Annotated in this window: 21 protein-coding genes; 13 read left to right on the top strand and 8 right to left on the bottom strand. The window is 63.5% G+C overall.

Translation table 11 applies throughout. The features are described from left to right. Positions 1-142: 142 nt before the first annotated feature. The 4 genes from IVB01_RS17270 to IVB01_RS17285 form a co-directional block, all read right to left on the bottom strand. The gene (locus tag IVB01_RS17270; RefSeq protein WP_247276791.1) at positions 143-1,798 is read right to left on the bottom strand and encodes a TRAP transporter large permease subunit; all 1,656 of its coding nucleotides are present in this window, start codon (positions 1,796-1,798) and stop codon (positions 143-145) included. Positions 1,799-1,824: 26 nt separating this feature from the next. After that, on the bottom strand, positions 1,825-2,406 hold the full coding sequence (locus tag IVB01_RS17275; RefSeq protein WP_247276792.1) for a TRAP transporter small permease subunit: 582 nt from the start codon (positions 2,404-2,406) through the stop codon (positions 1,825-1,827). Between the two features lie 174 nt (positions 2,407-2,580). Next, positions 2,581-3,633, bottom strand: coding sequence for a GTP 3',8-cyclase MoaA (gene moaA / locus IVB01_RS17280; RefSeq protein WP_247276793.1), 1,053 nt, complete (start codon positions 3,631-3,633; stop codon positions 2,581-2,583). A gap of 382 nt (positions 3,634-4,015) precedes the next feature. Further along, positions 4,016-4,708 (bottom strand): HAD-IA family hydrolase, encoded by a 693-nt coding sequence (locus IVB01_RS17285; protein ID WP_247276794.1) that lies wholly within the window; start codon positions 4,706-4,708, stop codon positions 4,016-4,018. A gap of 166 nt (positions 4,709-4,874) precedes the next feature. On the opposite strand from IVB01_RS17285, the gene rpiA reads away from it, so the two are divergent. The 4 genes from rpiA (at position 4,875) to IVB01_RS17305 (ending at position 8,074) form a co-directional block, all read left to right on the top strand. Continuing rightward, complete coding sequence (gene rpiA, locus IVB01_RS17290) at positions 4,875-5,594, top strand: ribose-5-phosphate isomerase RpiA (RefSeq protein ID WP_247276795.1); 720 nt, start codon at positions 4,875-4,877, stop codon at positions 5,592-5,594. Next, the gene (locus tag IVB01_RS17295) at positions 5,591-6,130 is read left to right on the top strand and encodes a DUF2059 domain-containing protein (protein WP_247276796.1); all 540 of its coding nucleotides are present in this window, start codon (positions 5,591-5,593) and stop codon (positions 6,128-6,130) included. The genes rpiA and IVB01_RS17295 overlap by 4 nt, the downstream gene beginning before the upstream one ends. A gap of 127 nt (positions 6,131-6,257) precedes the next feature. Next, on the top strand, positions 6,258-7,646 hold the full coding sequence (gene gor / locus IVB01_RS17300) for a glutathione-disulfide reductase (protein WP_247276797.1): 1,389 nt from the start codon (positions 6,258-6,260) through the stop codon (positions 7,644-7,646). Positions 7,647-7,732: 86 nt separating this feature from the next. Further along, complete coding sequence (locus tag IVB01_RS17305; protein WP_247418487.1) at positions 7,733-8,074, top strand: hypothetical protein; 342 nt, start codon at positions 7,733-7,735, stop codon at positions 8,072-8,074. Positions 8,075-8,302: 228 nt separating this feature from the next. Here IVB01_RS17305 and IVB01_RS17310 read toward each other — a convergent pair whose 3' ends face one another. Both IVB01_RS17310 and IVB01_RS17315 read right to left on the bottom strand, forming a co-directional pair. Then, entirely contained in the window at positions 8,303-9,529 is a 1,227-nt protein-coding gene (locus IVB01_RS17310; RefSeq protein ID WP_247276799.1) for a carboxylate-amine ligase, read from the bottom strand. A 21-nt stretch (positions 9,530-9,550) separates the two neighbouring features. Continuing rightward, the gene (locus IVB01_RS17315; RefSeq protein ID WP_247276800.1) at positions 9,551-10,378 is read right to left on the bottom strand and encodes a class II glutamine amidotransferase; all 828 of its coding nucleotides are present in this window, start codon (positions 10,376-10,378) and stop codon (positions 9,551-9,553) included. A gap of 133 nt (positions 10,379-10,511) precedes the next feature. Between IVB01_RS17315 and IVB01_RS17320 the strand changes: the two genes are divergently transcribed. From IVB01_RS17320 to IVB01_RS17360, 9 genes are all read left to right on the top strand, one after another. Beyond that, positions 10,512-10,892 (top strand): nuclear transport factor 2 family protein, encoded by a 381-nt coding sequence (locus IVB01_RS17320; protein WP_247276970.1) that lies wholly within the window; start codon positions 10,512-10,514, stop codon positions 10,890-10,892. Between the two features lie 404 nt (positions 10,893-11,296). After that, positions 11,297-11,770: a TerB family tellurite resistance protein gene (locus tag IVB01_RS17325; RefSeq protein WP_247276801.1), complete on the top strand. Its 474-nt coding sequence runs from the start codon at positions 11,297-11,299 to the stop codon at positions 11,768-11,770. Between the two features lie 2 nt (positions 11,771-11,772). Beyond that, positions 11,773-12,135: a hypothetical protein gene (locus IVB01_RS17330; protein ID WP_247276802.1), complete on the top strand. Its 363-nt coding sequence runs from the start codon at positions 11,773-11,775 to the stop codon at positions 12,133-12,135. Next, positions 12,132-12,770: a TerC family protein gene (locus IVB01_RS17335; protein ID WP_247276803.1), complete on the top strand. Its 639-nt coding sequence runs from the start codon at positions 12,132-12,134 to the stop codon at positions 12,768-12,770. Before IVB01_RS17330 ends, IVB01_RS17335 begins: the two co-directional genes overlap by 4 nt. A 31-nt stretch (positions 12,771-12,801) precedes the next feature. After that, a complete protein-coding gene (locus tag IVB01_RS17340) occupies positions 12,802-13,386 on the top strand; it encodes a TIGR00645 family protein (protein ID WP_247276804.1) in 585 nt (194 codons plus the stop codon). Between the two features lie 203 nt (positions 13,387-13,589). Then, complete coding sequence (locus IVB01_RS17345) at positions 13,590-13,853, top strand: hypothetical protein (protein WP_247276805.1); 264 nt, start codon at positions 13,590-13,592, stop codon at positions 13,851-13,853. 273 nt (positions 13,854-14,126) lie between these two features. After that, positions 14,127-15,515: a 3-deoxy-7-phosphoheptulonate synthase class II gene (locus IVB01_RS17350; RefSeq protein ID WP_247494705.1), complete on the top strand. Its 1,389-nt coding sequence runs from the start codon at positions 14,127-14,129 to the stop codon at positions 15,513-15,515. 4 nt (positions 15,516-15,519) lie between these two features. After that, complete coding sequence (locus IVB01_RS17355) at positions 15,520-15,873, top strand: diacylglycerol kinase (RefSeq protein ID WP_247276807.1); 354 nt, start codon at positions 15,520-15,522, stop codon at positions 15,871-15,873. Positions 15,874-15,896: 23 nt separating this feature from the next. Then, the gene (locus IVB01_RS17360; protein ID WP_247276808.1) at positions 15,897-17,654 is read left to right on the top strand and encodes an NAD+ synthase; all 1,758 of its coding nucleotides are present in this window, start codon (positions 15,897-15,899) and stop codon (positions 17,652-17,654) included. A 52-nt stretch (positions 17,655-17,706) separates the two neighbouring features. On the opposite strand, the gene IVB01_RS17365 is transcribed toward IVB01_RS17360, so the two are convergent. After that, entirely contained in the window at positions 17,707-18,099 is a 393-nt protein-coding gene (locus IVB01_RS17365; RefSeq protein ID WP_247276809.1) for a cytochrome C oxidase subunit IV family protein, read from the bottom strand. 9 nt (positions 18,100-18,108) lie between these two features. Next, on the bottom strand, positions 18,109-18,831 hold the full coding sequence (locus IVB01_RS17370; protein WP_247276810.1) for a heme-copper oxidase subunit III family protein: 723 nt from the start codon (positions 18,829-18,831) through the stop codon (positions 18,109-18,111). Between the last annotated feature and the right edge of the window lie 4 nt (positions 18,832-18,835).

An 18,835-nucleotide genomic window follows, 5' to 3' on the forward strand; every position in this document is an offset into this window, starting at 1 on the left:
TCACCCTGACACCACCATCTCCTTGCGCCTCAAGCTCAAGCGCGCCGGGTGGAACGATGCCTTTCTTTTTGAGCTCCTCGGCCACATGCGATAGCCCTGACCCTCAGGGGGAGGGTAGGAGGGGCAGTCGCGCGCTCCTTCGCTACTTTTGCGGCGGGCCGAGATCGAGCGGCGGCAAGTCGATCTGCGGCACTTCGATCTTGATCGTGCTGGGGTCGATGTTCGATTGCACGCCCTTGTAGTGCATCACCATCGAGGGGAACGCGATCACCAGACCTACCATGATCAACTGAATCACGACGAATGGCACCGCCCCCCAATAGATCTGGCCCGTGGTGACAGGCTCCATTCGCTTGCCGGTGACGCGATCAGTATATCGATCCTTCGGGGCGACCGATCGCAGATAGAACAGCGCAAAGCCGAATGGCGGATGCATGAACGAGGTCTGCATGTTGACGCCGAGGATGACGCCGAACCAGATCAGGTCGATGCCGAGATGCTCGGCGGCAGGTCCGAGCAGCGGGATCACGATGAAGGCCAGCTCGAAGAAGTCGAGGAAGAAGGCCAGCACGAACACGAACGCGTTGACGAAGATCAGGAAGCCGACCGGGCCGCCGGGCAGGGAGGTGAGCAGGTGCTCGACCCAGACATGCCCGTTGACGCCGTAGAAGGTGAGCGAGAACACGCGGGCGCCGACCAGGATGAACACAACAAAAGCCGACAGCTTGGCGGTCGATTCCGTGGCCTGCCGGATCAGGTCCCAGCTCAGCCGCCGCTTTGCGGCACCGAGGATGAGGGCGCCGGCGGCACCCATCGCGCCGCCTTCGGTCGGCGTCGCGATGCCGATGAAGATCGTACCCAGCACCAGGAAGATCAGGAACAGGGGCGGCACCATGACGAAGGTGGTCTGCTGCGCCATCTTCGAGAGGAAACGGAAGCCGGTGAGCTTGTCGATAACCCAGTTCAGCACGGCGACGACGAAGGCGAAGATGATACCGTAGAACATGCTCAGCACGACGTAGTCGGCGCCATGCGTGCTCGAACTGCGCATCATGAACCATCCGAACACACAGCTCGCGAGGAACAGCATGCCGAGCGAGACCAGGCCGCGGCTGCCGTCCTCCTCGCGGAAACCGATGGCCTCCTTCGGCAGGCCCGGCACGGCCTTCGGGAAGATCATGCTGACGAGGAAGGCATAACCGGCGTAGAGGGCGGCGAGCACGAGGCCCGGGATGAAGGCGCCTTCGTACATGTCGCCGACGGACTTGCCGAGCTGGTCGGCCATCACGATCAGGACGAGCGAGGGCGGAATGATCTGCGCGAGCGTGCCGGACGCGGCGATGACGCCGGTCGCTACCCGGCGGTCATAGCCGTAGCGCAGCATGATCGGCAGCGAAATCAGCCCCATCGAAATCACCGAGGCGGCAACCACGCCCGTCGTCGCGGCCAAGAGCGCACCGACGAACACCACCGCGTAAGCAAGTCCGCCGCGGATGGTGCCGAACAATTGGCCGATGGTGTCGAGCAGGTCCTCGGCCATGCCCGATCGCTCCAGCACCAGCCCCATGAAGGTGAAGAAGGGAATGGCGAGCAGCGTGTCGTTGTTCATCACGCCGTAGACCCGCTCCGGAAGGGCCTGGAGGAAGTCGGGGTGGAATTGGCCGAGCTGGACGCCGATGATGGCGTAGAACAGGCCGACGGCGCCGAGCGAGAATGCCGCGGGATAGCCGAGCAGCAGCACGACAACCAGCGACGCGAACATGATGGGCGCCATATTGGCGATGATAAACGCGGTCATGATTTCCCCTAAACCGTCGCCAACGGCTACTTCTTCTCGATCGCTTCGACGAGATGCTCGACTTCTGCCTCGAGCGCCGACACTTGGGATTCATGCGGATCGGGCATCAGTCCGCGCATGACTGCCATCCGCTTGATCAGCTCGGAGATACCTTGCACGAGCAGGAGAGCGAACCCGATCATGATCAGGGCTTTGGCAGGCCATTGCGGCAGGCCGCCGGCATTGCCGGATTGCTCGTTGATGTGGAAGGAGCGCTGGAAGAACGGCACGCCGGTGATGATCATCACGACGCACAGCGGAATGAGGAAGAACAAGTGACCGATCACGTCGATCACGTTGCGGGCCGTCTTCGGCAGTGCGTTGTTCACGATATCGATGCGGATGTGCTCGTTGTCGAGCAGCGTCCATGACGAGCAGAGCAGGAAGACGATGCTGAACAGCACCCATTGCAGCTCGAGCCACGAATTGGAGGACGTATCGAAGGTCTTGCGGATGACGGCGTTGACCGCCGAGATGATGACTGCGAGCACGATCAGCCATGCCAGGCGTTTGCCCGTCCAGCGCGTGAACGCGTCAATCCTGCTGCTCAACTTTAGGAGCGCTTGCAACGATAGGTCCTCCCCCGATTGTGCCCCCGGCCGTCTTGACTGCGCCGAGTTGGCGCGTGGCTTGTCTCGCCGCGCAGGCATGAGGCAGCCGCACCAAACCAGCGGGCGTGCCGCCAGTCAATTGGAAGTTTGTTGATAGTTAAGGGGAAATAATACCCGCGAGCAGGTTAAGGGCTACCCGCCGGTGACGCTCATATGCCTGGAGACGCTGGGACGGTTGTGGCGGCGGTCGATAATGAAATCGTGGCCCTTGGGCTTGAGCCCAATGGCACGATCGATCGCATCCGCAAGCAGCACATCCTCGTTCGATGCACGCAGAGGTTTACGCAAATCGGAAGCATCCTCGTGGCCAAGGCAGGTGTGCAGCGTTCCGGTGCAGGTGATGCGCACCCGGTTGCAGGATTCGCAGAAATTATGGGTCATTGGTGTGATGAAGCCGAGCTTGCCGCCGGTCTCGGCGACGTTGACATAGCGCGCGGGTCCGCCCGTGCTCTCGGCTAGGTCTGTCAGCGTGAATTGCTGGGCGAGACGCGCGCGCACCAGGGACAGCGGCAGATATTGGTCGATCCGGCCCGAGCCGATCTCGCCCATCGGCATGACCTCGATCAGCGTCAGGCCCATGCCCTTGCCATGGGCCCAGCGCATCAGCTCGGGGAGCTCGTCCTCGTTGAGGTTCTTCAGGGCCACCGCGTTGATCTTCACGCTGAGCCCTGCGGCGCGGGCGGCTTCGATGCCTTCCAGAACCTTGTCGATCTCGCCCCAACGGGTGATCTCGCGAAACTTCCGGGGATCGAGCGTGTCGAGCGAGACGTTGATGCGGCGGACGCCGCAATCGGCGAGCTCCCGCGCATGCTTCGCAAGCTGGGTGCCGTTGGTGGTCAGCGTCAGCTCATTCAAGGCGCCGCTGGAAAGATGCCGCGACAACGAGCGCACCAGCATCATCACGTTGCGGCGGACCAAGGGCTCGCCCCCGGTGAGCCGCAGCTTCTTCACGCCCTTGGCGATGAAGGCCGAGCAGAGCCGGTCGAGTTCCTCCAGCGTCAGCAGGTCAGCCTTGGGCAGGAACGTCATGTCCTCTGACATGCAATAGAAGCAGCGCAAATCGCAACGGTCGGTCACGGACACGCGCAAATAGCTGATGGTCCGCCCGAACGGATCGGTCATGGGGCTCGACAGCGCGGCGAGGGGACTCGCTGTAGCGAGGGGGCTCGCGGAAGATCCGTTCATACGGGAAGCCTTGTACTTCGGGCAGCTTGCGCACCGACGCTTCAGCGGTGCTCTGGAAGCAATCTAAGCATCGGAGAGGCAAAGGACAATCGGGTCGATAGGTCAGCGCCTCCCGCGCTTGGCTCGGGGGACGCGGCCCGCGCGGCGTCCGCCGGGCTGCGGCTGCCGCAGGTTTCGGCTTCTTGGGCCGCTGCGGCTTACGGACCGGTTTGGGCGGAGTGGCCGATTGAAGCTCTGCAAATCCCGGATTTGGCGCGGTGATGGAGGCCACCTTCTGCGACCAACCGCTACATCGCCCAGCCGGACCTAAGGCGTGCCGCTTGGGCAGGCAACCACGGCTGCGCATCGATCACGCAGAATTGCAAGGAATAACTCAGATTTATCAGGGGTTTGCTGGAGCCTGGGCGGTCATCAGGCTGCGCGCTGCGGCGGGCAGGTCACGCATGTGATGGATCAGCCGGTCCGGCTTCAGTTCGGCGATCGGCACGTCCGTATAGCCGAAGCTGACCCCGATCACGGGCACCCCGGCCCGGCGGGCCACGCCAACGTCGGTTCCGGCATCACCGACCATGATGGAGGCTTTGACCTCCCCGCCGGCGCGCGCCACGGTCTCGCGGAAAATGGTCGGGTCCGGCTTCTGGACGCCGAACGTGTCCGCGCCGCAGATCGCCGCGAAGCGGCGGCTGAGGTCGAGCTGGTCCAAAAGCCGCTTCGACAGCCATTCCAGCTTGTTGGTGCAGACCGCGAGGCGGTGGCCTTGGGCGGCAAAATGGTCGAGCGCGGCCTCGAGCCCCTCGAAGGGGCGGGATTCCACCGCGATATGATCGGCGTAATAGGCGATGAAATCCGCCGTCATCCGGTCCATGTCGGCAGTGGTGACGGTGCGCCCCTCGGCCTCCAGGCCCCGCTCGATCAGTTTGCGGGCCCCGGCGCCGATCATGTTCCGGGCCGAGGCCATCGGCACCGGCGGCAGCCCTTCGCGGTCGAGCACGTGATTCAGCGCGGTGATCAGGTCGGGCGCCGTATCCACAAGCGTGCCGTCGAGATCGAAGACGATGGTGTGAGGGAAGGTCATGGGCGAAGCGCTACCGGCCCGGTCGTATCGAAGCAAGGGGCGGGACCATAAGATCCGCTTATAGACCTGATCCCAGACCCTGTTCTCCGGGAAAAAACGAGGCTACATAGGCCGCCGCAACCGGCCACACCCGGCGGCACATTCTCGATTCAAGGCGGGCGCAAACGTGAACATGGACCAGTTGAAGCGGCAAGCGGCCGCGCGCGCCCTCGAGGAGGTGCGTGACGGCATGCAACTCGGGCTCGGCACCGGCTCGACCGCAAAACATTTCGTCGAGCTGCTCGGCGAGCGCGTCGCCGCCGGGCTCAAGGTGATCGGCGTACCGACCTCGGAAGCGACCCGCTCGGACGCCGAGCGTTGCGGCGTGCCACTGACCACGCTGGACGAGATCGACCATCTCGACATCACCGTCGACGGCGCCGACGAGATCGATCCCGAGCTCAACCTCATCAAGGGCGGCGGCGGGGCGCTGCTGCGCGAGAAGATCGTGGCGGCTGCGTCGGATCGCATGATCGTGATTGCCGACGAGAGCAAATGGGTGCCGACGCTCGGACGCTTTCCGCTGCCGGTCGAGGTCATCCCGTTCGGGCTTGGGGCAACGCGTCGCGCGATCGAGATTGCATTTGCCGAATGCGGCGTTTCCGGGCAGATGGCGGTCCGCAAGGCGAAAGACGGCCACGTTTTCGTCACCGATGGCGGCCACTGGATCGTCGATGCCCAGCTCGGACGTATTGTGGATCCATCCGGCCTCGCCAACGCGTTGAGCGCGATTCCGGGCGTGGTCGAGCATGGGTTGTTCATCGGCTTGGCCGGCTCGGCCGTTTTGGCGGGCGGCGAGGGAATCCGCGTGATTGAACGGCGCAAGCCGAAAGGAGACTTGGAATGAAGATCGTGTTGAAATTCTTGCCGGCTGCGACCCTCGCTGTGGGACTGGCGCTTTCGGCCGCCCCGGCAATGGCCCAGCAGGCCGCGCCCAAGGCCGCCGCGCCGGCCCAGCCGAAAGCCTCACCTGCGGCGATTGCGGCGGCCAAGGAGATTTTGCAGATCAAGAACGCGACTGCGATGTACAGCGGCGCCGTGCCCGGCCTCGTCGAGAAGACCAAGATCGCGCTGATCCAGCAGAATCTCAACTACCAGAAGGACCTCAACGAGGTCGCGCCGATCGTCGCCCAGCAGCTCAACGGCCGCCAGAACGAAATCGGCGAAGGCATGGCGCAGATCTATGCCAGCGAATTTACCGAGCAGGAGCTCAAGGACCTCGTCACCTTCTACAGGTCGCCGCTCGGCAAGAAGCTGATCGAGGCCGAGCCGCGCGCCATCGGCCTCAGCATGGCCTTCATGAACTCCTGGGCCCAGAACTTCTCCGAGACCGTGATGGGAGCCTTCCGCGCCGAGATGCGCAAGCGTGGCAAGGAGATCTGAGCGCACCTATCTGATAGGAGTCCTAAAGCGCGTCATCGCGCTCTGGGTTGTTATTTGAGCAAGATCTTTTTCGGAAAACCGCTCCACACTTTCCCGGATCATGCTCTGAAAGAGGTCGGAGTGGACAATGGCTGAATTCGACGTCGACCTCTTTGTCATCGGTGGCGGCTCGGGCGGCGTGCGGGCCGCCCGCATCGCGGCTGGTTACGGCGCCCGCGTGATGATCGCGGAAGAGTACCGCATGGGCGGCACCTGCGTGATCCGCGGCTGCGTGCCGAAGAAGCTGTTCGTGATCGGCTCGCATTTTCGTCATGAGCTCGAGGACGCCGCCGGCTTCGGCTGGACAGTCCCGCCAGCCACCTTCGACTGGCCGACGCTGATCGCCAACAAGGACAAGGAGATTGCGCGGCTCGAGGCGGCCTACACGGCCAATGTCGAGAAGTCGGGTGCGCAGATCGTCAAGAGCCGGGCGGTGATCGAGGATGAGCACACTGTCCGTCTGCTCGAGAACGACCGCAAGATCACGGCGAAGTACATCCTGATCGCCACCGGCGGGGCGCCAAACCATGGCGCGGCGATTCCCGGCATCGAGCACGTGATCTCCTCCAACGAGGCTTTCCATCTGAAAAAGTTGCCGAAGCGGATCGTGATTCAGGGCGGCGGCTACATCGCGCTGGAATTCGCCGGGATCTTCGCCGGCTTCGGCTCGGACGTCACGGTGATCTATCGCGGCGACAACATCCTTCGCGGTTTTGACGAGGATGTTCGGACCCACGTTCGCGCCGAGATGGAGAAGCAGGGCATCACCATCCTCACCGGCTGCACCGTGACCAAGGTCGATCGGCACGGCGAGGAGTTCACCACGCATCTGTCGAACGGGTCGAGCCTCGCCTCCGATCAGGTCATGTTCGCGATCGGCCGCCATCCTGCGGTGGCCAATCTCGGCCTTGAGAACGCCGGCGTCGCCATTAATCCGAGCAATGGCGGCATAGCGGTGGATGGTTTCTCGAAGAGCTCGGTCGACAGCATCTATGCGATCGGCGACGTCACCCACCGCTTCAACCTGACGCCGGTAGCGATCCGCGAAGGCCACGCCTTTGCCGACACCGTGTTCGGCAAGCGCGAGGTCAGGGTCGATCATGCCAACATCCCGACCGCCGTGTTCTCGCAGCCGGAGGTCGGCACCGTCGGCCTCACCGAGACGGAGGCACGGGCGCAGTACAGCCACGTCGATATCTACAAGACGACGTTCCGCCCCATCAAGGCGACGATGTCGGGCCGCGACACCCGCATGCTGATGAAGCTCGTCGTCGACGGGGCGACCGAGCGCGTGCTGGGCTGCCACATCGTCGGCGATGCCGCCGCCGAGATTATCCAGGCGGTCGCGATCGCTGTGAAGATGAAGGCGACCAAGGCCGATTTCGATGCGACGATCGCGCTGCACCCGACCGCGGCCGAAGAGCTCGTTACCATGCGCACGCCGAGCGCACGCCACGTGCGCCAGGCGGCGGAGTAGCCTTTCGACTGTGAGGTCTCGGCCTGTGAGGCCTTGACGTTATGTTCATGTTTTGTTCTTATGCTGCGATCGTCAGGGAGGCAGCCATGGACAACCGTATCAACGAAATCCGCAGAACCATACGAGCGCTCCGGGTCAGCATGCTCGAGGCCGAGTCCATCATGCGTGAGCAGGTCAATCGGGACGAGGACTGCAGCTTCGTCGCGCAGGAAATCCTCAAGATGCGTTCGGTCATGAGCCTGCTCGTCAAGGAGCGTGCAACGCTCGGCGATGACGAGCCGATCCTCGTCAACTGCCTCTATCTCCGGCGACGCCGGCAGCCGCGAAAATCATCGGCTGATCGCCTCCCGGAGCCGGCAATATTCCACCGCAACGCGTGGCGGCGAGGATCTGACCGGAACGGGGCGACCGCTCATTCGAGCGACTGACGGGCAGCCCGCTCAGGCTTGCCGGACGGGCTGTCCGCCCACTTCGCCATGTCCGTCGTTCGCACGTCGATGCCTTCGCACCAGAGGCAGCTGAGCTCCGCGCGGCCCTTGGCCGAAAGCATCGGGACAAGTCCATGGCCGCAGCCGGGGCAAGACGTGACGCGATTCATGCGTTCCTCCGATGCCCGAATTCAAGACGACATTTCGTTGCCGAAGCTTGCCCGGGCGTTATGACGGAGCAGGAACGCTGCCAGTCGGAGCGCTCGTCCCTGAGATGGTCGAGGCTGCGATCCAGCGCGAAACTGCCCCGATGTCCTCGGCATGTTCGCGATAGGCGCGAAGCTGGAATTCTGCGGAGCTGCCGCGCGCAACGATGGTCCGACAGTGCTCGACCTCGGCGGCGCAGTTCAGTGCCGCTGCGTCCCCAGCGATGTCGTCGATCACGCGGGAGAGCAGCTCCGAGATCGTGACGGGCCCGTCCTTCGAGGCGAAGATGCAATCGGTGCCGTAGCGCTGGGCGCGCCATTTGTTTTCGACCGCAATCGCGCGTTCGACCGCGGTGACCTCCTTCGACAGGTGGGGCCGCAGGTAGAGGTGCCGTGTCAGGCAGCGATAGAGCGAGGCGATCGCGACGGCGTCGTCGATGAAGGTGCAGGTGTCGGGCGCGCGCAGCTCGAGGGTCGGGTGTCGCATCGAAGGTCGCATCGCCCACCAGATGTGGCTCTCGTCGGGAATCACGCCCGAGCGCTGCAACGCGCCGACATAGTCGTCGAAGTCCTGCTTGCTTTCGAACAGTTCGGGCAGGCCGGTGCGCGGCAGCTCGGAGTAGGCGGCGAGCCGGTAGCCCTTTAGTCCGGTCTTGTGCGAATTCCAGAATGGGGACGAGGCGGAGAGCGCGATGAACAGCGGCAGATGCGGCAGCATCGCCCGCATCACCGCCATGCGCTTCTCGGGATCTGGCAGCTGGACGTGCACATGCATGCCGCACATCATGTTGCGGTGGCCGATGCTGCGCAAATCCTCGATCATCTCCTCGTAGCGCGGTTTCGGGCTGGGCTGCGACATGCGCCAGACCGCGGTCGGATGCGTGCCGCAGGCCATGATCACGAAGCCGTATTGCGCGGCGACGTTTGCGACCTCGCGGCGCAGGAAGCGGAGCTCTTCGCGCGCGTCATTGACCTCGACGTGAATGTTGGTCGCGACCTCGAGTTGGGATTGCAGCATTTCCCGCATCGCCTGGCCGCCGGTCGACCAATTCGCCGATTCGAACAGCTCGTTGGGAGTCTCGATCGCGACTTCCAGGCTGCGACGATCGGCGAGGAAATATTCCTCCTCGATGCCGAACGAATATTCCGCCGCCTTGCCGCCTCTGCCGGCGGAGCGAATGACGAAGTGCTGCCTGTCGTCGGACGGATCAAGCCGCAGCAGTTTCAAAACGTCTGAAGCAAATGTCATTGTCCCACCCGGCCGAGGTATTTACCTGCCGGCAACAATTCTTCTGGATGGAACGGGTTCCGCGTCGCACTCACCCGTAATTGCAAGAGTGAACGGAACAATCTTCACGCTTTCGGACGCGCGCGCGATCAGCGTGTGATTCGGCGGCACTTCGGCCCAATCCTCGTCCTTGTCGAACGGCTCGGACACGACGACGACCTGGCCGCCGGCCTCGCGGAAATACAGCGTGTTCGCGGCATCGTTGACCGCAACGCGGAACGCGTAGAGATCGTGGCCGTTGGCGATCGCGCTCGTGAAGCGCAGCCGTTCGCGTAGCTGGCCTTCGTTGACGAGACTGACGAGGGCTTGCAGCACGCGGTGCGTTGCGCCGAGCGGATCGCTATCCAGACCCGCGCCCATCATGGCGAGGAATACGGCTTCCGAATCGGTCGTGCCCAGCCGCGATGGGTAATAAGGATCGGGGATCAACGCCTCGACCCTGCGCCGCAGCCGATTCCAGCTCCCGACGAATCCATTGTGCATGAACATCCATTGGCCGCAGGCGAAGGGATGGCAATTCTGCCGTGTCACCGCCGTGCCGGTGGCCGCGCGCACGTGCGCGAAGAACAAATGCGAGCGCAGATGGCGGCAGAGATAGCGCAGGTTCTCGTCCGACCAGGCCGGGCGCGTCTCGCGATAAAGGCCTGGCTCCGGATGCTCGCCGTACCAGCCGAGGCCAAAGCCGTCACCGTTCGAACCCGCCGTCGACTGAAGCGAGCGGATGCTCTGCGCGACCAGCGAATGCTCGGGCTCGGTGACGTAGGGCTCGAAGGACGTCGTCTCGCCCCGGTATGCGATCCAGCGGCACATGAGGGATCCTCTCGGGGATGTGTCTTGAGCTGCACCAACAGTTCTGACTCCCTCATGGTTCCCGGTGATGCCGGGAGCGCGACCAAGGCCGGCTTCGTTGCTAGGATGCGAGAAAATCGAGATGGAGATCGAGATGAATGATCGAGCCAAGCTAGCCGCGCTCAAGCGCCATTGGGATGCTTCGGACGCGAGCAATTTCGAGGCGGAGCATGACATTTACTGCGAGGATGCCGTGCTCGACTATCCGCAGTCCGGCGAGCGCATCCGCGGTCGTAGGAACATTCAGGAGAGTCGATCCGCGCAGCCGAACAGGAAGCGATTCACGGTCCGGCGGATTGCCGGTGGAGGCGATTTCTGGGTGAGCGAATTCGTCCTGAGCTATGATGGGGTGCCGTCCTACGTCGTGAGTATCATGGAATTCCGCGAAGGCCTGGTGGCGCACGAAACGCAGTATTTCGGTGACAGGTTCGAGCCGTCGCCCTCGCGTGCGCATCTCGTCGAGCGGGGAGGATGAGGAGCACTTGGCCAGGGGCATCCATTCATGCTGGCTCGCGATGCAACGAGCGCCAACCCGACACCATCGCCCTGAGGTGTGTGACCGCGCGGCGCATGGCGTCACTTGGCGAGCCACGAAAGATCGACTCCAGCCCACTTCCATGGCCATATGGAACCCAATGCGGCGGCTAGTCGCAGCCGTATCGCCTTGATTCCGACAGCCCCGTCTTTATCTCTGAGAGGAACAAGAATCCGGGCCCCTCTGGCGAGGACGGCGACAATGTCGGCAAACCTCGTGATGTCGGATGACCTGTCCCGCGCGAATGCGATGGATCGGCCGATCGTCGGGCCTTCTTCGGTTCTCTCCGACCAGTCGTTCCATCGCAGCTCCGTGCGGCCATTTCGCAAGCTTAGGGAGCAACGATGTCTGACGCCAAGCATTCAAATCCGATCGAGATCGAGATCGCCGATCCGTCCAGCCTGAACGAGCAGGCTGCGGCGGCGCTGGTCATTGCCGGCGCGCTCGTCGCCGTGGCCGACCGGCGCGTTTCGCCGGTCGAGCGCGACGAGGTGATCCGCTTCATTCGCGATCGCGGATTGGCGCCTCATATCGAGGACGAAAGGCTATTTGGGATGTTCGACACACTCGCCGAGCGACTCGAGGAGCCGGATTTTGCAAACGTCGTGATCGATACGCTGCGGCCGGTCTCGGACATGCCGCTGTCGTCGCATCTGATGGAGTTGTCGGAGCGCGTCGCCGCTGCCGACGAGGACGTGCATCCGCATGAGGTGCAGGCGATCAAGCTGTTGCGCCTGCTGACGCTGGCCCTGCCGCGTGCAAAGCAGGTCGCACCGGGTGCTGCGCGCGCCCAACAGCCCGTGGCGGCAGAGGAGTGAGCATGAGCGCAGCTTCGGACGAGCCTACGAATGGGGCCACGGGCCCCGCCAGCCAGTTGGCCGGCGGCGACCCGCGTCTCGACAAGCTCGTCCATCGCTTGCCGCCGCGCATGGGCGACGCCGTCACCTATCTGCTCAAGCCGTCCAGCCGCTGGATCAGGATTCCCTCGGGCCTGCTGCTCATCGTCGGCGGCGTGCTCTCCTTTCTGCCGGTGCTCGGCGTCTGGATGCTGCCGCTCGGTCTTGCATTGCTGGCGGAAGACGTGCCGCTGCTGCGCTCCTCGCGCGCCAAGGTCCTGGATTGGGTTGAACGGAAGAAACCGCACTGGCTCGATCCGTCTGCACCGAAAAACGATCAATCATGACAGAATTCATCACCGCCGATGCTCTGACCGCGCTGTTTCAGGTCATCCTGATCGACCTCGTGCTGGCCGGAGACAACGCCGTCGTCATCGGCCTTGCCGCGGCGGGACTGCCGGCCGAGCAGCGCCGGCGCGCCATCGTCGTCGGCATTGTCGCCGCCACGGCGCTCCGCATCGTCTTCGCCGGCGTTGCGACCCAGCTCCTGCAGGTGATCGGCCTCCTGCTCGCCGGCGGCGTGCTGTTGCTGTGGGTCTGCTGGAAGATGTGGCGCGAGCTGCGCGAGCAGTCCGCGCATTCGCGCCAGCTCGCGTTCGAGTATGGCGGCGGCGCGGGTGCTGCGCCGGCGCAGCGAAAGACCTTTGGTCAGGCGGCCTTGCAGATCGTCGCCGCCGACGTCTCGATGTCGCTCGACAACGTGCTCGCGGTTGCGGGCGCCGCGCGCGAGCATCCCTACATCCTTGCCTTCGGTCTGCTATTGTCGGTGGCGATGATGGGCGTTGCGGCCGACCTGCTCGGCCGCGTGCTGCAGAAGCAGCGCTGGATCGCCTATGTCGGTCTCGCCATCATCGTTTACGTCGCCTTCGAGATGATCTATCGGGGCTCGCTCGAGCTCGCGCCTGTCATCGCGAGTCTGTGAGGCGCTTCCTATTTGCAATCCGGAGTGATCAATGACGTCTGAACCGAAAGCACCTTCGGCGCATGCCGCGGAGGGGCCGCAGATCGGCCCGTTTGCGCAGCTCATCTTTGGTTCGCGCTGGCTGCAAGTGCCGCTCTATGTCGGCCTGATCATCGCGCAGGGCGTTTATGTGCTGCTGTTCCTCAAAGAGCTCTGGCACCTGGTCTTGCACTCGTTCGACGCCAGCGAGCAGCAGATCATGCTGGTCGTGCTCGGGCTGATCGACGTCGTCATGATCTCGAACCTGCTGGTGATGGTGATTGTCGGCGGCTATGAGACCTTCGTCTCCCGCCTGAACCTGACCGGGCATCCCGACGAGCCGGAATGGCTCAGTCACGTCAATGCCAGCGTGCTCAAGATCAAGCTGGCGATGGCGATCATCGGCATCTCCTCGATCTCTCTGCTCAGGACCTTCATTGAGGCGGGCAATCTCGGCACGACGCGCAGCAATTTCACCGAGAGCGGCGTGATGTGGCAGGTGCTGATCCACCTGACCTTCATCATCTCGGCGATCGGCATCGCTTGGGTCGATCGCCTCAGCGAGAGCGGCCATCGCAAGGAGGCAAGCCACGGCTGACGAATCCGGCCGTCCGATACCTCCCGAGCGGCCAAGCCTGGGCCCGCCTGGTCGCTTGGTCGGGCGGGCTCCCTTTTCCGGATCGATAAAATTGCCTGCAATCCGCACAGTAGCGGCAAACCCTGCGAACAAGAAGCGCGCGGCTTTAAACCTCGACTTTGGAACCAGCGTGCATCCTCCCGGCAAAAGGGCAGGGCATCCTCATGTCTATTCTCAGGGAGATCGTCGCCGCAGTCGCAGGAGTGTACGCGCTCCTGTTTCTCTGCGACGCATTGTTCGGGGTCGGCGAGGCACGCTTCGACGAGGCCTATTTCCGCACCAGTTTCTACGCGCCGCGGCCGAAGGAATTTCGCTTTGCGAGCGATACGCCGCCGGCGGTGCGAGTTAGCGACGCATTTGCGCAATTCGCGCCGGGCGAAGCCAGGCTGAACAGGCGTTACTCGTCTCTGACGACGATCATTCGCTGACGTCATTCCCCCTAGGTCTGGGTCCATTCCGCGACGCCGCCCCACCTTGTATCGCGGTGATCGGGGCGGTGGCGCCGACGTCGAATGGCTTGACCGTCAACACCTCCGGTTTGATCGCCGACCGTTTCCCAACAATTGCGAATTTGACTTTGGCCGCAAGGGTTTGCAATGCGGAATGGATTTACAACTGGCGGGACGGGGCCAGCCTGTGTATAAGGCGGCCCTCGCAACCCACAGATCAGGTTGCGCTTTTTGCTTCACGGAGAGATTGCGATGTCCGAGCGGTGGACGCCCGAGTCCTGGCGCGGCAAGCCGGTGCTACAGGTGCCCGACTATCCCGACGCCAAGGCCTTGGCCGACGTCGAGGCGCAGCTTGCGACCTTTCCGCCGCTGGTGTTTGCCGGCGAAGCGCGCAATCTGAAGAAGGCGTTGGCACGGGTTGCGGCCGGCGAGGCCTTCCTGCTCCAGGGCGGCGACTGCGCTGAGAGCTTTGCCGAGCACGGCGCCAACAACATCCGCGACTTCTTCCGCGTGCTGCTCCAGATGGCGGTGGTGCTTACTTACGCCGGCGCCGTCCCCGTGGTGAAAGTCGGCCGCATCGCCGGCCAGTTCGCCAAGCCGCGGTCGTCGCCGACCGAAAAGGTGAACGGTGTCGAGCTCCCGAGCTATCGCGGCGACATCGTCAACGACATCGCCTTCACCAAGGAAGCGCGCGTGCCGGATCCGCAGCGCCAGCTGATGGCCTACCGCCAGTCGGCCGCGACGCTGAACCTGCTCCGCGCCTTCGCCACCGGCGGCTTCGCCAATCTCGGCAGCGTGCATCAATGGATGCTCGGCTTCCTGAAGGATAGCCCGCAGTCCCGCCGCTACAAGGAATTGGCCGACCGCATCTCGGACGCGCTCAACTTCATGCGCGCCTGCGGCCTCGATCTCGAAAGTCATCCCGAGCTGCGCGCCACGGATTTCTACACCAGCCACGAGGCGCTGCTGCTCGGCTACGAGCAGGCCCTGACCCGCGTCGATTCCACCACCGGCGACTGGTACGCGACCTCGGGCCACATGATCTGGATCGGTGACCGCACCCGCCAGCTCGATCATGGCCATATCGAATATTTCCGCGGCATCAAGAACCCGATCGGGCTCAAATGCGGCCCGTCACTTAAGCCCGACGAACTGCTGAAGCTGATCGACGTGCTCAACCCCGACAACGAGCCGGGCCGGCTGACGCTGATCGGCCGCTTCGGCTCCGACAAGATCGGTGAGCATCTGCCCAACATGATCCGCGCCGTGCAGCGCGAGGGCCGGGTGGTGGTCTGGTCCTGTGATCCCATGCACGGCAACACCATCACCTCGACTTCGGGCTACAAGACCCGCCCCTTCGACCGCATCCTGTCCGAGGTGAAGTCGTTCTTCGCGGTCCACGCCGCGGAAGGCACCCATGCCGGCGGCGTGCACCTGGAGATGACGGGCCAGGACGTCACCGAATGCCTCGGCGGCGCCCGCGCCATCACCGACGAGGATCTCAACGACCGCTACCACACGGTCTGCGATCCCCGTCTCAATGCTGAGCAATCCATCGACATGGCTTTCCTGATTGCCGAGCTGCTGAAGCAGGAACGCGCCGGCAAAGCCAGGCCGATGCCGGCCGCAGCGGGGCTCTAGAACCTTGCTGCGAATTTGGAAGGCCACGATCAATTCCCGGAACGGTCTGGCCTTTGCGTTCCGCTCGGAGCAGGCCGTCCGCGAGGAGATCTTTGTGCTCCTCCTGTCGCTGCCGCTGGCCTGGTTCATCGGCGCGACCGCGATGCGCGCGGTCGAGCTGGTCTGTGCAGTCGCCTTCGTGCTGGTGGTCGAGCTGCTCAACACCGCGATCGAAAAACTCGCCGACCGCCTGACCATGGACCACGACAAGCAGATCGGCCGGGTCAAGGACATGGGCTCGGCCGCGGTCGGCGTTGCGCTGCTGATGGCTGGCGCGTTCTGGATCTTTGCGCTCATCGAGCGATTGGGTTTCGTCTAGCGAGGATCGAACAAGGGCGGTCCATGACCGAACGTCTCAACGCATTCGCGGTCACGCTCGCCCAGCTCAATCCGACCGTGGGCGACATCGAGGGCAATGCTGCGAAGGCACGCTCGGCGCGCGCGCGAGCCGCCGCCGACGGTGCCGATCTCGTGCTGTTTCCGGAATTGTTCATCGCCGGCTATCCTCCGGAGGACCTGGTGCAGAAGCCGGCGTTCCAGGCTGCCTGCCGCGCCGCGATCGAAGGCCTCGCGCGCGAGACCGCGGACGGTGGTCCGGCGATGCTGGTCGGCACGCCCTGGGTCGAGGAGGGCAGGCTTTACAATGCCTGTGCGCTGCTCGATGGCGGCCGTGTCTCCGGCTTACGCTTCAAATGCAATCTGCCGAACTACGGCGTGTTCGACGAGAGGCGACTGTTTGCGCGCGGACCCGCAGCAGGACCCGTGACCGTGCGTGGCGTGCGCATCGGGGTGCCGATCTGCGAGGACATCTGGCTGGAAGAGTCCGAGGACTACGAAAACGTGATCGAGACGCTGGCGGAGACTGGCGCCGAGATCATCCTGGTGCCGAACGGCTCGCCTTACGCCCGCGACAAGAACGACGTTCGTCTGTCGGTCGCCGTGGCGCGCGTCACCGAAAGCGGCCTGCCGCTGGTCTATCTCAATCAGGTCTGTGGCCAGGACGAGCTCGTGTTCGACGGAGCGTCCTTCGTGCTCAATGGCGACCTCTCGCTTGCGGCGCAATTACCGGCGTTCGAGGAGAGCGTGGTCACGCTGCGCTTCACCAGGAATGGTGACGACTGGCGCTGCACCGGGCCGGTCGCCCAGCAGCCCGAGGGCGACAAGGCCGATTATGCCGCCTGCGTGCTGGGCCTCCGCGATTACGTCGCCAAGAACGGCTTTCCAGGCGTGCTGCTGGGCATTTCCGGCGGCATCGATTCCGCGCTGTGTGCGGCGATCGCGGTCGATGCGCTCGGCGCCGATCAGGTGCATGGCGTAATGCTGCCTTATCGCTACACGGCACCACACGCGATTGCGGATGCCGGCGAGCTCGCGGGCCATCTCGGCATCCGCTACGAGGTTTTGCCGATCGCCGAAGCGGTGAACGGGTTCGAGACGATCCTGTCCGGCATCTTCAAGAATCTGCCGCCAGATATCACCGAGGAAAATCTCCAGGCCCGCACCCGCGGCACGCTCTTGATGGCGATCTCCAACAAAACCGGCTTGATGGTGGTGACGACAGGCAACAAGTCGGAAATGTCGGTCGGCTACGCCACGCTCTATGGCGACATGAACGGCGGCTTCAATCCGATCAAGGACATTTATAAGACGCAGGTGTTTCGGCTGGCGACACTGCGCAATTCCTGGAAGCCGGAAGGCGCGCTCGGACCGGCCGGGGAGGTCATTCCGCCGGATATCATCACGCGGCCGCCGACCGCGGAATTGCGCGAGAACCAGCGTGATGAGGATTCTCTGCCGCCCTACGATGTGCTCGATGCCGTCCTGGAGCGTCTGGTCGAACGCGAGGAGCCACTTGATCACATCATCGCAGCCGGCTTTGACCGCGAGACGGTCACCCGCATCGACCATCTCCTCAACGTCGCCGAATACAAGCGCCGCCAGGCCGCACCCGGCGTGAAAGTGACACCTAAGAACTTCGGTCGCGACCGCCGCTATCCCATCACCAACCGTTTTCGTGACAAGGGCGAGCCCTTGCCGGCGGCGGATGAGGCGCTGGTGTCACGTGGTAGCAAGGCGTCGATCGACGCGTTTGAGGGGTGACTCTTCTAGATGCCCGCCTCGCGCGGAATGACGGTGAGAACTCGGGTTGCCGCTACGACGGGGTTGCGAAGAAGAGCACGCGAAGGAAGTGGGTGTAATCGGATTCGAGCACCATGATCGACACAAATACCAATACCACGACCGGCGGCAGCAGGATGGCGTAGGCCAGGGCCAGTCGCTCCCAGGCCATGTGCATGAAGACAGCGACGATCAAGCCGGCCTTCAACACCATGAACAGCAGGATCAGCGACCACCTCAGATAGCCATGTAGGCCAAAGTAGTCGACGAGGTAGGAGCACGTGCTGAGGACGAACAACCAGCCCCAGACCACGAGGTAGAGCTTGATCGGGTGCTGTTGACCCTTGGCGTGAACGGCCCCCGTTGCGACTGCGCCATGCACCGGAGCGTGAAGTTGTCCTTCCATGTGTACCGCCGCGTTTGTCATGCGCCGACCTCACCAAAGATAGAAGAATGCAAAGATGAACACCCACACGAGATCGACGAAGTGCCAGTACAGGCCCGTGATCTCGACGATCTCGTAATACCCCTTGCGGCTCGTGAAAAAGCCGCGCCTCTCGACGTCGAAATCGCCGCGAAAGACCTTCCGCGCGATGGCGATGAGGAAGATCACACCGATCGTGACATGGGTGCCGTGAAAGCCCGTGATCATGAAGAAGCTCGCGCCAAACTGCGGGGCACCCCATGGATTGCCCCAGGGCCGGACGCCCTCCATGATCAGCTTGGTCCATTCGAAGGCCTGCATTCCAACGAAGGTCGCGCCGAAGGCTGCCGTGGCCAGCATTAAGGCCGCGGTTCTGACGCGATCGCGTCGGTAGCCGAAATTGACGGCCATCGCCATGGTGCCGCTGCTGCTGATCAGGATAAACGTCATGATGGCGATCAGAATCAGCGGAATGTGCTTGCCGGCGATGTTGAGAGCGAAGACTTCGCTGGGATTGGGCCAGGGCACGGTCGTCGACATGCGCGCCGTCATGTAGGAGAGCAGGAAGCAACTGAAAATGAAGGTGTCGCTGAGGAGGAAGATCCACATCATGGCCTTGCCCCAGGACACGTTCTTGAAGGCGCGCTGATCGGACGCCCAGTCGTCGGCGACGCCGCGCCAGCCCTCAGGCCGCGCAGGCGATTGGCCCGGATTTGTGAGCACGGTCTCAGCCATCTGG

This window comes from Bradyrhizobium sp. 164, from assembly GCF_023073715.1.
Lineage (GTDB): Bacteria > Pseudomonadota > Alphaproteobacteria > Rhizobiales > Xanthobacteraceae > Bradyrhizobium.

What these genes read in the sequence shown, in the direction of transcription:
- IVB01_RS17350 (WP_247494705.1), top strand. Translation starts at nt 14,127, where the DNA reads ATGTCCGAGCGGTGGACGCCCGAGTCCTGGCGCGGCAAGCCGGTGCTA.
- IVB01_RS17270 (WP_247276791.1), bottom strand. Translation starts at nt 1,798, where the DNA reads ATGACCGCGTTTATCATCGCCAATATGGCGCCCATCATGTTCGCGTCG.
- moaA (WP_247276793.1), bottom strand. Translation starts at nt 3,633, where the DNA reads ATGAACGGATCTTCCGCGAGCCCCCTCGCTACAGCGAGTCCCCTCGCC.
- IVB01_RS17335 (WP_247276803.1), top strand. Translation starts at nt 12,132, where the DNA reads ATGACAGAATTCATCACCGCCGATGCTCTGACCGCGCTGTTTCAGGTC.
- IVB01_RS17320 (WP_247276970.1), top strand. Translation starts at nt 10,512, where the DNA reads ATGAATGATCGAGCCAAGCTAGCCGCGCTCAAGCGCCATTGGGATGCT.
- IVB01_RS17325 (WP_247276801.1), top strand. Translation starts at nt 11,297, where the DNA reads ATGTCTGACGCCAAGCATTCAAATCCGATCGAGATCGAGATCGCCGAT.
- IVB01_RS17315 (WP_247276800.1), bottom strand. Translation starts at nt 10,378, where the DNA reads ATGTGCCGCTGGATCGCATACCGGGGCGAGACGACGTCCTTCGAGCCC.
- IVB01_RS17305 (WP_247418487.1), top strand. Translation starts at nt 7,733, where the DNA reads ATGGACAACCGTATCAACGAAATCCGCAGAACCATACGAGCGCTCCGG.
- IVB01_RS17340 (WP_247276804.1), top strand. Translation starts at nt 12,802, where the DNA reads ATGACGTCTGAACCGAAAGCACCTTCGGCGCATGCCGCGGAGGGGCCG.
- IVB01_RS17345 (WP_247276805.1), top strand. Translation starts at nt 13,590, where the DNA reads ATGTCTATTCTCAGGGAGATCGTCGCCGCAGTCGCAGGAGTGTACGCG.
- IVB01_RS17370 (WP_247276810.1), bottom strand. Translation starts at nt 18,831, where the DNA reads ATGGCTGAGACCGTGCTCACAAATCCGGGCCAATCGCCTGCGCGGCCT.
- IVB01_RS17365 (WP_247276809.1), bottom strand. Translation starts at nt 18,099, where the DNA reads ATGACAAACGCGGCGGTACACATGGAAGGACAACTTCACGCTCCGGTG.
- IVB01_RS17360 (WP_247276808.1), top strand. Translation starts at nt 15,897, where the DNA reads ATGACCGAACGTCTCAACGCATTCGCGGTCACGCTCGCCCAGCTCAAT.
- IVB01_RS17285 (WP_247276794.1), bottom strand. Translation starts at nt 4,708, where the DNA reads ATGACCTTCCCTCACACCATCGTCTTCGATCTCGACGGCACGCTTGTG.
- IVB01_RS17310 (WP_247276799.1), bottom strand. Translation starts at nt 9,529, where the DNA reads ATGACATTTGCTTCAGACGTTTTGAAACTGCTGCGGCTTGATCCGTCC.
- IVB01_RS17295 (WP_247276796.1), top strand. Translation starts at nt 5,591, where the DNA reads ATGAAGATCGTGTTGAAATTCTTGCCGGCTGCGACCCTCGCTGTGGGA.
- gor (WP_247276797.1), top strand. Translation starts at nt 6,258, where the DNA reads ATGGCTGAATTCGACGTCGACCTCTTTGTCATCGGTGGCGGCTCGGGC.
- IVB01_RS17330 (WP_247276802.1), top strand. Translation starts at nt 11,773, where the DNA reads ATGAGCGCAGCTTCGGACGAGCCTACGAATGGGGCCACGGGCCCCGCC.